Here is an 11,720-nt window from a genome sequence, read left to right as displayed (position 1 = left end):
GGAGCCGGCCGGCGGCACCGCTCGCACAGGCGTCGGACGAGGCGCTGGCCGAGGACGCCGCGCAGGCTCGCGGCGATGAGGTAGGGCTCGACGCCCATATCGGCGAGGCGGACCACCGCGTCGGTGGCCGAGTTGGTGTGCAGGGTCGTGAGCACGAGGTGGCCGGTGAGCGCGGCCTGGATGCCGATGCTGGCGGTCTCGCCGTCGCGCATCTCGCCCACCATCATCACATCGGGGTCGTGGCGCAGGAAGGCCCGCAGAGCCTGGGCGAAGCCGAGGCCGATGGAGGGTTTGATCTGGGTCTGGTGGATACCGGCGATCTGATACTCGATCGGGTCTTCCACCGTGACGATCTTGCGGGTGGGCTCGTTGAGCAGCGACACCGCCGTGGCGAGGGTGGTGGTCTTTCCGCTGCCCGTGGGGCCGGTGACGATGATGATGCCGTGGGGCTCGGCGAGCAGACGCTCGAACGCCGTCCGGTTGACCACATCCATGCCGATCCGGGCGAAATCCAGCAGCCGCGCGTCCTTGAGCAGGATGCGCGCCACCGCCGTCTCGCCGTACAGGGTGGGCATCACCGCGATGCGCAGATCCGCCTCCGCATGGCCGATGCGGATGTTGGCGCGCCCGTCCTGGGGTAGGCGCCGCTCGGCGATGTCGAGACCCGCCAGGATCTTGATGCGGGAGATCACCGCCGGGGCGAGGCGTTTGGGCAGCGACTGGTCGAGGCGCAGGATGCCGTCCACCCGCAGGCGGATGCGCAGGGCCTCCCGCCCGGTCTCGAAATGGATGTCGGTGGCGCCCGCCTCCAGGGCCCGTTCCAGCACCTGGTCCACCGCCCGGACGATCGGTGCGCCACGCGCCAGATCCTGCAGCGCCTCGGGATCGTCCCCAAGGGCGAGGTCGAGCCCTTCCAGGGCGGCGTCCGCCCCGTCGGCCCGGGCGGCCTGCCCCCCCTGCTCGTCCTTGCCTGCCCCCTCGTTTCCGGCCTGGTTCTTGCCGATCTCGGCGAACAGACGCTCGAAGGCGTCGAAGGGCAGGATCGCCAGCGTGTCGGCCCCCGGCAGGGCGAGCCGCACCGCGTCGATCTCCTCGCCGGAGCCGGGATCGGCGATGGCGAGGCACAGGCCGTGCTCGCCGACATAGGGAAGGATGAAAGTCTCGCGCAGGAAGCGCAGGGAGAGGTCGGCGCTGACGGTTGCCCCAGCCGCCACCTCCGCCGGCCGGGCCAGGGGAAGCCCGTGGAACTCGGCCGCGATGACGGCGAGATCAGTGGCATTGGCATGCCCGCCGCGCCACAGGCTTTCGAGCAGCCCGGTCTCGCCGCGGACGTCGCGGCGCGCGCCGTTGAGGGCCGGCGGGACCGCCACGCCTCGGCCGCGCAGGTGATCGAGGATGTCGCCGGAGGGCGCGCCCTGCTCACTCGACGCAGGCTCATCCGCCGGGGCGCCGGCGTTCACGGGATTCGTCATTCCGACCATTCCAGGATGTGGAAGGGCGCCAGTTCGGCATTCCCGGAAGCGATCACCGCGCTCACGCTCTTGGTGCGGGCGGTACGGCCGCGGGCGGTGATCCCCACGCGATAAGCCGGGCCGGGCTCCGTCTTGATGCCGTCGCCGAGGGCGCCCAGAGAAGATTTCAGGGCGGCGACATCCCCGGGCGCCGGGTTCCTGCGCCGCGCCAGGATGTCCTCCAAAGTCGGCCGGGCGATACCCGGCAGGGCTTCGAGAACGGCGCGGCTCGCGCTCAGGACGTTCACCTTGCCGTCCGGGTTGTAGACGGTGACGAAATGGGCGAGGGCCCGGACGTCGCGCGGGCTCAGGCCGAGGATGGAGGCCGCCTCGTCGAGGGAGCGCAGGGGGCGGCCGGAAGCCGGCCTCTTCCCGCCGCGTTCGGACCCTCCCTTGCCCGCCTCTTCCTGCCCCTTGGCCTCGTCGCGCCAGGCCACGAGGCGGGCGACGAAGGTGTCGGGCGACATGCCGGAGGCGCCGCTCGCTTGGTAGACCGAGGCAAGGAGTTCGGGCTTCGACCCGTTGAGATCGACGAGGCCTGCCTCGTCGCGGATCGAGGCGACGAACCGACCGCCCGGAAGCGGCAGGCTCTGGCCGCTCAAGGTCTCGGCCGGCTTCTGCTCCAGCAGCAGCCGATAGGCGGTCAGCGACATGCCCGCATGGGCCAGCCCGCTCAGCGCCACCTCCTCGTCCGCAAGGGCGACGCTCTCCACGGAGGAGCGCAGAGCGAGGAGGGCGCTCCCGGTCAGCGCGGCGATGAGGGAGAGTATGCCGATCACCGCCACGAGGACGAAGCCCTGCCGGTCCGCGCGATGCATCACAACCGGCCCTCCCCGAAGGACGACCGGGCCGCCACGGTGGCGGACTCGTTCGGATTCTGCTGATCCTGCTGATCCTGTCGGCCGGGCAGGCCGCAGGGACCCTGGCCGCCCTGCAGGCAGCCGATATCGGCGTCAACCATCAGCCGCGTGCGGGCGGACAGGACGACGCGCCCGGTCTCGGGATCGACCATCTCGACCAGGACGGCCTCTGGAAGCAGGGAGCCGGCCGGCCAATCCGGCAGCGGCGGCGGGACGGGCTGCCCTTGCTTCGATGGCCCCACGAAAGCGAAGCGCAGGCGGGTGCGCCCGGCATGTAATTCCTGCGCAGCCCCGAAGGCGACGGCCTTCGGGCCGGTCGCCCCGGGACGCAAGGGGGCCTCGCTTCGCAGGATGCGCCCGCCCTGCGGGCCCACTCGGCCGGAGAGGGAGACGATCCGCTCGCCGACCTGCCGCTCGCCCCCCATGCCCCCGTCCGCCAGGGCGAAGACGAGGCGCGTCGGATGACCCTCGAAGATGAAGGAGCGCGGCGCCGGACCCTCCCAGCGCGCCCGCACCAGATGGCGCAGGTCGCGCCCGATCGCGTTCATCGCCCGGTCGAGGGATTCCACCTCGTGGGCGTGAGCGACGCTGCGGTCGAGGATCCGCAGGAACAGCCCCGACGTGGCGACGAGGCCGGCCAGGACGAGGGCGCTGAGGGCGAAGGTCGTCAGCGCCTCCACGAGAAGCGTGCCCTCGTCTCCGCCAAGCCGCCTGAGGGTGCGGGAGGAGCCGCTCACGACGGGGCTTTCCGGGCCAGGGCGATGGTGTCGATCCGCAGGGGGCTGCCGGCGGTCTCCACCCGGATGGTGACGCCGACGGGCATCCAGAGCACCTCCTCCTCGTCGGCCTTTCGATCGGCCTGCCGGTCACCCTCTCCGGACGCCGCCGCCTTCGGGGCAGCGTCCCTGCCGGGTTTCGGGGCGGTGCCGGGACCTCGCCCGGTTCCGGCGGCGATGCGTCCCGTCGCGCCTTCGAGGGGGCGTGCTTCCACGCTCCAGCCCCGCCCGTCGGTGCGGCCGGACAAGCTGTATTGCGCGGCTTCGCGCTGTCCCAGGGCGGCCTCCAGCAGGGAGCGGGCGACGATCTCGCTGCGGGTCCGATCGTCGATCACTTCGGTCCCGCTACGCAGCAGCACCGCCATGCGGAACAGGGCGGGCGAGACGGCGGCCAGCACGGTGAGGGCCACGAGAACCTCGATCAGGGTGAAGCCGGCACGGGCACCAGCGCGGCGCACCGGTTTCGGACGGGGGCGATCACTGGACAATGGCGATCGCTCCCGTGTCGCGGCTGACCCGCAGGCCGATCCGGCGCCCCGCCGCCGACAGGCTGAGATCACCCCCGGTGGACCGGCCGTCGGGAAAGAAGCGGATCGCGTCGGACAGCGGCGCACTGAGGTCGAGGCGCATGCCTGGCCCCGCGGAGAAGCCGGTCCCGCCCCGCTCCGAGCGTACGATCCCGGCTCGGGCATCGACCAGTGTCGCGCTCGGGCGGCCGGAGGCGAAGGCGGCGTTGCGCTCCCCGCGCAGGAGCGCCGAGACCTGATAAGCGGCAGCCCGGAGGGCTGCCGGTCCCGGCCCCCCGCGCAGAAACGGCACAGCCACACCGGCGAGCAGGCTGATCAACAGGAGCGCCGCGATCGTCTCGATGAGAGTGAATCCCGCCCGCCGGGCAGCCGGGCCGCCCCGCCGTGGGTGGGTCATACGGCTCACTCCTCCTTCGCGCCATCGGCGCCGCGGCCGTTCGGGCCGAGGGAGACGATGGTGTAGGGCGCGTTCTTGCCCGGCACACGATATTCGTAGGCTCTGCCCCAAGGATCCGCCGGCAGGGTCGATTGCTTGAGATAGGGCCCCGCCCAGCGCTCGGCGCCGGCCGGGCGCGTCACCAGGGCGGCCAGCCCCTCGTTGGCGGTGGGGTAGCGGCCGAAATCCAGATAGTAGAGATCGAGGGCGGCGGAGAAGGCCTCGACTTGGAGCTTGGCCGCCTTCTCGCGCGAACTACCGAGATAGCCGAGCACCCTCGGGCCGGCGAGGCCCATCACCAGCCCCAGGATCACGAGCACGACGAGAAGTTCGACGAGGGTGAACCCGCCGTCGCGGTCGCGCCGTCCGCGAGCCTCGGACCTTCTATTTGCGATCGTCTTACTGTTCAGAATCATCTTGGCGTTCGAGATCGTCTGGAGGAACATCCGGGCCTCTTACTTCAGGATATCGTTGACGCTCATCAGCGCCGTCATCACCGAGATGATCAGCCAGGCGATCATCACGCTGACGACCATCATGGTGGCGGGGCCGATGATCGCGATGGCGCGCCCCAGGGCAGCATCGAGGCGCATCTCGTAGAAGCCAGCAACGCGGCGGGCGCTGTCGGCGAGATCACCGGCCTCTTCGCCTACCCGGAGCACCTGCACGACATGGGCCGGCAGAACGCCGCGCGTGGCCAGGGATTGCGACAGCCGCTGGCCTTTGCGGACGTCCGCGATCACGGCATCGATCTCCCGGGACAGGGTCGGGAGGCGCACGACGTCGCGCAGCAGGCGCAGGGTGGTGGAGATGTCGATACCGTTCGAGACCAGAACCGCCAGGGTCCGGCAGAAGGTGAGCGTTCCCTCGTAGAGGAAGAGGGTGCGCAGCACCGGTACCCGGAAGGCCAGCCGCAGGCCGAGGCGGTGCCGGGCGGTCATGCGGCCGGCGACGAACAGACCCAGCACGAGGGCGGCCAGCGCGACGAGGATCGCCTCGCCGTTGTTGCGCAGGAACGCCGAGGCATCGAAGACGAGGAGGGCGGAGGGGTCGAGCTTGTCCTTGAAGCCTTCGAGGGCGGTCTCGAATTGCGGGATCACGTAGACGAAGATGAAGATCATCGCTGCGAGAGCCGCCAGGATGAGGAAGACCGGATAGCTGATCGCCCCCACCAACCGCTTGCGCAGGCGCTCGGTGCGCTGGCGTTCCTCGGCCAGCGTGGTCAGGGCCTCTTCGAGCCGGCCGGTGGCCTCGGCGACTTCCACCATCTTGACGTAGATCGGCGGGAACAGCCGCGGATGTTCGGCCAGGGCCTGCGAGAAGCTGTTGCCGCTGGCGAGGGCCGCATGGAGTTCGCGCAGCACCTGCTTCTGCCAGCGGCCCGCGCCCATCTGGGTCAGTAGCATCAGGGATTGGCTCAGGGTGACGCCGCCCTTGAGCAGCATGACGATGTCGAGGGTGAGGGCGGTGATCTCCTCGCTCCGCGGTTGCGGCGTCATCCATTGGCGCCAGTTCCGGCCGGCGCGCGCCCCCGCGGAGGTGAGGGCGGCAATCGGCACCAGGCCGGCACGGTCGAGTTCCTCCAGGATCTCGGCCGGAGAACCGCCGTCCATCACGCCGGAATGGATTCGTCCGCCGGGATCGATCGCCCGATACGCGAAGCTCGGCATCACATCCTCGTCGCGTCGAGCGAGGGGATGTGATGCACCACCGCCCAGGCGAGCAGGATCGCGGGCGCCAGGAAGGCCCCCAGGGGGATGCGGTCCCTGAGCCCCATCGGCCGGCCCGCGATCCTGCGGGCCAGAACCACGGCGAGGGCCAGGGCGCAGGCCCCGCAGGTCGCCCAGGCGAAGCCCTGGGCGCCCAGAAGCACACCTCCCGCCAGGCCGAGCTTGACGTCCCCGAAGCCCAATCCGTCATAGCCGCGCCGACGGTAGAACAGCTCGCGCAAGAGGAGCAGGGTTCCGGTGCAGAGACCAGCGTCGACTGCCAGACCCATGAGGACGAACCGGACCTCGTGCAGGGCGTCCAGCCCCTCGCCGAGGCGCAAGGCCGCTCCCACCAGGACGAGGCCGGCGACGCCCCCGTCGGGGATGGTGAAGGTCGTGGCGTCCTGCCAGGCGATCCATGCGGCGAGGCAGGCGACCACCACGGCGGCGATCGCCTGGGGCAGGATTTCTCCCGGCAGTGCCGCGAGCGGAAGCGCTGCGACGAGGCTGACGGCGACAGCCGCTCCATCGGATTTCGGAATGAGGACCCGGGCGATCATGGCTTATGGACGGCGGTCCGTGCCGGGGCATCGGCCCTTGGCCTGTCGGAGAACTTCAGGCGCGAGCGGAATTCCTCGGCCACCGAGGCGGCGTCCTCGCCGTTGCGCACCACGACCGGGCGGATGAACATGACGAGTTCCTTGCGGTCGAACCCCTTGTCGGTGGAGCCGAAAAGGTCGCCGATCAGTGTGCGGGCGAGGTAGGGAATGCCGTCCTTCATGGTGCGGCGGCTCTCGCTGATCATGCCCGCCAGGAGCACGGTCTGGCCGTTGTTGATCGTCAGTGAACTCGACACCCGACGCCGCGAGATCGTCGGCGTGAGCGTGTCCGCGCCCGCCGAGACGTTTGAGATCTCCTGCTCCACGTCGAGGGTGACGGTGTCGCTCTGTCCCACGCGGGGGATCAGCTTCAGGATGATGCCGGTATCCTTGAACTCCACTTGGTTCAGGATGGGTGCATCGACATTGACGACGCTCTGCCCCTGCCGGGTGGTGATCGGCACCTGATCGCCGACCTGGAGCACCGCCGGCTTGTTCTCCATCACCACGAGGGAGGGCGATGACAGCACCTGCACCTTCGAGATGCTGTCGAGGGCCGAGATCACCACGTCGGGGCTGTTTCCGCCGCCGACGAAGTTGAAGCCCGGCAGCTTGCTCTTCAGAACCTGCTCGGCCGTGTCGACGAGGCCGATGGAGCCCCTGTTCTCGCCCAGCCCCACCCGATTGCTGCGCAGGTAGAACTGGATGCCGTACTTGAGAGCGTCGTTGAGCTGGACCTCGGCGATCATCACGTTGATCGCCACCTGGACGGGGGGGATGTCGAGGCTGCGCATGACGGCGAGGACCTTCTGGTAGGTCTCGCCGTCGGTGTAGGAAACGACGGTGTTGTTGGCCGGGTCGGCATTCACCGACAGGGAGAGCCGGCGGCTCTGACCGCCGCGGCTAGGTTCGCTTTCCCCCGGAGCGGCGTCGGGAGTGAAGGCCTCCGCCGAGACAGGCGCGGTGGGGAAGCCGCCCGTGCGCGTGGTGCTGGCCGGCTGGGTCAGGGATGCCTGCATCCCCCCCGAGCTCGTTGCACCGCCCTCCGCGCCCCGATCCTGCGACCCTCCACCGAAGGGCGTGGTAGACAGGCTCCCGCCGGGACCCGCCCCGCCCGCGGCATCGGACGAGCCGGTGCCGCCGCCTTTGAACAGGCCGCCGACGAGGCGCGCGAGTTCCTTGGCGTCGCGGTGGCGCGGCCGGTAGACGAAGACGTTGTCCGCGGCCCGGTCGCTTTCCTGGTCCAGCCGACGGATCCAGGTCTCGGCGCGGCGGATCAGGGCCTGGTTCTTCGACACGGCCAGGATGGCGCGCATGCGGGAGATCGGCTTGAACTGGATCAGGCCCGAGCCGCTTCCGCTGGTCTCGTTGTCGAAGATCCGCGTCAACTCAGCCACCACCGCTTCGACGCGGGCACGCCGGACCTCGAACAGACTCACCGACTGGTTCTGCATCCAGTCCGTATCGAAGGATTAGATGGCGCGCACCACGTCCTCGCGGTTGGGCGCCGGGCCCCGGACCAGGATGGCGTTGCGGCCCGGATCGATGCGCAGCCCGTCCGACTCGGCGATGAAGCCGGAGAGCAGCTTGGTCATGGTCGCCACGGAGGTGAAGCGCAGCGGCACCACCGACACGCCGTTGCCCGACAGCGCCTCGCCCGCGTCCACGACGCCGCCGCCCACGGCCATGGGCGCGACCCGATAGGTCGATCCGATCTTGGTCAGGGAGATATTCTGGGCGGCGAGCACCGTCTCGAGGGTCGACAGCACTTCGGTCCGGGTCATCTGGGATGTCGACGAGAGGGTGATGCGGCCGCTGACATTCGGCGCAACCGTGTAGGTGACGCCCAGTATGGTGCCGAGCACCGACTGGAGCACCTCCTTGATGTCGGCATCCTCGAAATTCATCCTGTAGAGGCCGCCGGACGGCTGCCCCTCGGCGGCATTGCGCAGGGCGACCGGCCTGAACGGATTGCCCTCCCCCGGCGCAGAGGCGGTCGAACGCTCCGCCGCGCCGACCTCGGCCATCTCGGTTCCGAAGTTGAAGCTACGTCCGGGCTCTCCGTTCGCGGCCAGCAGACCGCTCGATGCCGTCCTGCCGGCCGTCTTTCCCTTTGGGCCACGTGCTGTCAGATCCACCAAGCTCGCATCGGAGAATCCGGAACGCGACGCAGCGGATCCCGACGGGCCGAATCCCGATTGTCCGAGGGGATCGGAGGCAACGCAGCCGGACAAGGCCATCACTCCAAACCCGATCGCGGCAACAACTGTCAGACGCACACAACAATCCTTCTACACATCCGTCAGATCGCCATTACGGTGCGACGTGCGGCGTTTCATGGTCTTTCCAAGTCGGACCGCCGACCGCGACGGAAAGGTCTTGTAAGACGGCGCCATTCTCCGCGTTAGCCACGACCCTGCGATCTCGTCTGGCAATTTCCGCGCCAGGTGCTCTGTCGCTTAGTAGGCGAGATCGATGTTGAGGTATTGATTTATCGATAAATGATTATTCGAATAAATATTTTGGTAGAGCAATACCCAGGATCGTATTCCCGGGTATTGCGTCTTGAGTATCTATGCTCGATTTTCTGACGAAAGCCCGGCGCGGGTTATTTCGGCAGGGGGCCGAAACTCCACGGGGGCGAGCTCGCCAAGAGGAGGAGCGAGACGTCGGCACCGGCGGGCAGAGCGTTGAATGTCGCCTCGGGAATGCGGATCGTGATCGTTTTTCCGTCCGGCCCGATTGTGCCGCCCTCGATAGTCTTCTCGCCAATCAAGAGTTTCGGAAAAGCGTCGGTGAAAGGAAAAGAACGCTTGGACGTCAGGACGATGTCCACCCCTCCTTGGTTGGCCGACTTATCTGCCCCGGCCTGAGCAGCGGAAGCTGAAATCTTAGGATTACGCAATATCTTGATTGTATTTTGATCGTCCGAAGGACTTGCCGGGGCAAGGGAAGCAAACTGGGCCTTGAACGGGTCCGTCATCATCCGCTTTCCAGCCACAGATGCGACAGCATCCGTCTTATTGTCCGATGTATCGGGATCATTTTTCAAAAGCACAAGATCAGCGATGTCGACAGTTCCAGCCTCCTGTCCGTTAAACACGAACCGTAGGCCCTTAATGTTGCTTAGGTCAACTCCTCCAAACTGAGACAGAGAAATATTGATAGTGTAAAGCGTCGAATGAAGCTGCTTTGCGCCTCGATAATTCGTTGGACCGACAGGCCGACTGATTCGAACTTCTTTGCTTGTAAGAAAGCCTTGCGAAAGCTGGTCATTCGCATCAACCAAACGAACAAGATATGACATCTCTCCATTCTCGGAAGCCGGATTGAGGCAGATCTGACCGAAGCACCGCAGACTAGTACGAAACGATATTGCCTTAAAGGGAGAAAAGTCCTTCCCAGGCGCAAAGTTGATCTGGAACATCTTGATCCCCTTCGACTGGGCATCCCATCCTACGGTCGCGACTCGAGTTCCAGCTTGATGCTCAAAGGCGGCGCTCTGATGAACGACAGTGACACCTTTACTCGTCGTGCGTACTCCCGCATCGCTCGTTCCAGTGTCCCTCGAGAAGGTCTCCAAGCGCTCGACGTCGGGCCCGATCGGCTGCGGCAGAAACCCGCGATCGACGTTGGTAATGTCGGTCAGGCTGGAAGGAAGCGAGTTGCTGGGATTGAAGATGGCAGCAAGCGATGGATCAGCATTTGCACCGACCGTTCCCCGAAAGAACGGGACCAGCGTCTGTACCGCGGTAAGCTGCTGTGGCCGTGAGCGCCCATTCTGAGGGTAAATCTCGTCCGCGCCGTAGCAGTCTCTCGAATCTGATTCCTGCCATTCAGTATTATAGGCGTTATGATTGGCGCCCCATGCATAAATACTACCATGAAAGGCTTTTATTTTATCAGTTTTATTAAAAAATACCCTGTCAAAGACCTTCATGCCCTGCAAGGTGGAAACATCGCCGTCGCAGGACGGCAGCAAGACCATACTGTTGACACCATCTGCATCCAGAACACGGGATGTCTGGCCATCAACTGGACCGATTTCGAAGAGAGACTTAATTTCAAGATTCTTGATCAAGGACGAAAATGAACTACCTTTATCTCGATATTGCTGCAATGCAGCTCGGATGCCTTCTCCGCCCCTGCTGTGACCCATCATGCCGACTTGTGAAAGATCCATTGTACCTTTCGGATTGAAGCGCAGGGTTGTGGGCGGCACGATTTGACCGACGCCCGTAGTCCAATCCGAGAGCAGCTTGAGATGGCGAAGGACCAACCGTCCCCGCATGAGATTAAGGCCATCGTCGCCATCGAGCCCGCTTCCTGCGGTGATACCACGGTTTGCGTTGATCGAAACGACCATGTAGCCCCAAGAAGCCATCTCTTCAGCGAGATACGTATAGCCAAGATGATTTGGCGTCACCACGTATCCAGGGGGACATTTTCCCTGATCTGTATAATCAGCAGAATCGTCGACGCGAACCTCTATGCTGCTATCGTATCTTCCACATGTTCCGTGATTGCCATGAAGAAAAACGATAAGAGGAAGCGGTGTCTTGCCAAGCTTTGTCGGGCGATACACCTCGCCCCAAAGATCGACCTTGCGGTCGGTTGCGACCAGCGGCTCGTCGCGGGCAAGGAATTTGTAGGAGCCTCTCGTGACTGCGTAGGGGCCATCAGCCGCCTCAACGAGGGTAGAAAGGTTCGAACAGACCGCCGCGAGAGCGAAAAACGCGGATTGCCAAAGGGATCTCGACTTCATTAGGTAACTCCGCGGAACATATAGCGATATCGAGTATGGATGGGACGATATGAGTTCAGATTTGTTTTTGTATTTTTGTTCGTTAGGGCAACCGATAAGCTCATACAGAAAGATAAAAAAGCGCTCACTATCTGTAGTAAGTCATTTTTCTCGGATGTTGATGTGTCAAATAATCCAAAAGTAATGGCAGAAAGGATCGCCCTCGCCCTCTTGTCGCTGCGCCATTGCTAATTTTCTCGATATTTCTCTAATTTAACTGACATTCAGTGACTTATTTTTAAGCGGTCCGAGCTCCAAACGGAGGCACTTACGAGGATGTAGGGAGAGACGTCAGCTCCGGCCGGAAGCCCGTTGAATGTAGATTGATCGAGTGAATATTTTGGTAGAGCAATACCCAGGATCGTATTCCTGGGTATTGCGTCTTGGGTATCTAAGCTCGACTTTCTGACGAAAGCCCGGCGCGGGTTATTTCGGCAGGGGGCCGAAACTCCACGGGGGCGAGCTCGCCAAGAGGAGGAGCGAGACGTCGGCACCGGC

11 protein-coding genes are annotated in these 11,720 nt (G+C 65.3%); all 11 read right to left on the bottom strand.

Annotated elements, in window-relative coordinates; all coding sequences use genetic code 11:
- Positions 1–1,472 (bottom strand): GspE/PulE family protein (locus tag FV220_RS21710; protein ID WP_147833189.1); only part of this gene is annotated, 1,472 nt, incomplete at its 3' end.
- Entirely contained in the window at positions 1,469–2,329 is an 861-nt protein-coding gene (locus FV220_RS21705) for a type II secretion system protein GspK (RefSeq protein WP_147833188.1), read from the bottom strand. The genes FV220_RS21710 and FV220_RS21705, both read right to left, overlap by 4 nt.
- Positions 2,329–3,108: a hypothetical protein gene (locus FV220_RS21700; RefSeq protein ID WP_147833187.1), complete on the bottom strand. Its 780-nt coding sequence runs from the start codon at positions 3,106–3,108 to the stop codon at positions 2,329–2,331. Before FV220_RS21700 ends, FV220_RS21705 begins: the two co-directional genes overlap by 1 nt.
- Positions 3,105–3,635: a prepilin-type N-terminal cleavage/methylation domain-containing protein gene (locus FV220_RS21695; RefSeq protein ID WP_210245960.1), complete on the bottom strand. Its 531-nt coding sequence runs from the start codon at positions 3,633–3,635 to the stop codon at positions 3,105–3,107. Before FV220_RS21695 ends, FV220_RS21700 begins: the two co-directional genes overlap by 4 nt.
- Positions 3,625–4,071 (bottom strand): prepilin-type N-terminal cleavage/methylation domain-containing protein, encoded by a 447-nt coding sequence (locus FV220_RS25850; protein ID WP_056250191.1) that lies wholly within the window; start codon positions 4,069–4,071, stop codon positions 3,625–3,627. The genes FV220_RS21695 and FV220_RS25850 overlap by 11 nt, the downstream gene beginning before the upstream one ends.
- A gap of 5 nt (positions 4,072–4,076) precedes the next feature.
- Positions 4,077–4,526 (bottom strand): type II secretion system major pseudopilin GspG, encoded by a 450-nt coding sequence (gspG, locus tag FV220_RS21685; protein WP_147833185.1) that lies wholly within the window; start codon positions 4,524–4,526, stop codon positions 4,077–4,079.
- Positions 4,527–4,565: 39 nt separating this feature from the next.
- The gene (locus tag FV220_RS21680; RefSeq protein WP_056250194.1) at positions 4,566–5,780 is read right to left on the bottom strand and encodes a type II secretion system F family protein; all 1,215 of its coding nucleotides are present in this window, start codon (positions 5,778–5,780) and stop codon (positions 4,566–4,568) included.
- Positions 5,780–6,379 (bottom strand): prepilin peptidase, encoded by a 600-nt coding sequence (locus FV220_RS21675; RefSeq protein ID WP_147833183.1) that lies wholly within the window; start codon positions 6,377–6,379, stop codon positions 5,780–5,782. Before FV220_RS21675 ends, FV220_RS21680 begins: the two co-directional genes overlap by 1 nt.
- Positions 6,376–7,872, bottom strand: a complete 1,497-nt coding sequence (locus tag FV220_RS21670) for a type II secretion system protein GspD (RefSeq protein WP_147833182.1) — start codon at positions 7,870–7,872, stop codon at positions 6,376–6,378. The genes FV220_RS21675 and FV220_RS21670 overlap by 4 nt, the downstream gene beginning before the upstream one ends.
- An 18-nt stretch (positions 7,873–7,890) precedes the next feature.
- Positions 7,891–8,445, bottom strand: coding sequence for a hypothetical protein (locus tag FV220_RS21665; RefSeq protein WP_147833181.1), 555 nt, complete (start codon positions 8,443–8,445; stop codon positions 7,891–7,893).
- A gap of 581 nt (positions 8,446–9,026) precedes the next feature.
- Positions 9,027–11,183 (bottom strand): hypothetical protein, encoded by a 2,157-nt coding sequence (locus tag FV220_RS21660; RefSeq protein WP_147833180.1) that lies wholly within the window; start codon positions 11,181–11,183, stop codon positions 9,027–9,029.
- Positions 11,184–11,720: the final 537 nt, after the last annotated feature.

The sequence above is a fragment of the Methylobacterium sp. WL19 genome (assembly GCF_008040005.1).
GTDB lineage: Bacteria > Pseudomonadota > Alphaproteobacteria > Rhizobiales > Beijerinckiaceae > Methylobacterium > Methylobacterium bullatum.
This window is presented reverse-complemented; position numbering and strand designations above follow the sequence as displayed.

What these genes read in the sequence shown, in the direction of transcription:
- FV220_RS21705 (WP_147833188.1), bottom strand. Translation starts at nt 2,329, where the DNA reads ATGCATCGCGCGGACCGGCAGGGCTTCGTCCTCGTGGCGGTGATCGGC.
- FV220_RS25850 (WP_056250191.1), bottom strand. Translation starts at nt 4,071, where the DNA reads ATGACCCACCCACGGCGGGGCGGCCCGGCTGCCCGGCGGGCGGGATTC.
- gspG (WP_147833185.1), bottom strand. Translation starts at nt 4,526, where the DNA reads ATGATTCTGAACAGTAAGACGATCGCAAATAGAAGGTCCGAGGCTCGC.
- FV220_RS21680 (WP_056250194.1), bottom strand. Translation starts at nt 5,780, where the DNA reads ATGCCGAGCTTCGCGTATCGGGCGATCGATCCCGGCGGACGAATCCAT.
- FV220_RS21675 (WP_147833183.1), bottom strand. Translation starts at nt 6,379, where the DNA reads ATGATCGCCCGGGTCCTCATTCCGAAATCCGATGGAGCGGCTGTCGCC.
- FV220_RS21670 (WP_147833182.1), bottom strand. Translation starts at nt 7,872, where the DNA reads ATGCAGAACCAGTCGGTGAGTCTGTTCGAGGTCCGGCGTGCCCGCGTC.
- FV220_RS21665 (WP_147833181.1), bottom strand. Translation starts at nt 8,445, where the DNA reads ATGGCCGAGGTCGGCGCGGCGGAGCGTTCGACCGCCTCTGCGCCGGGG.
- FV220_RS21660 (WP_147833180.1), bottom strand. Translation starts at nt 11,183, where the DNA reads ATGAAGTCGAGATCCCTTTGGCAATCCGCGTTTTTCGCTCTCGCGGCG.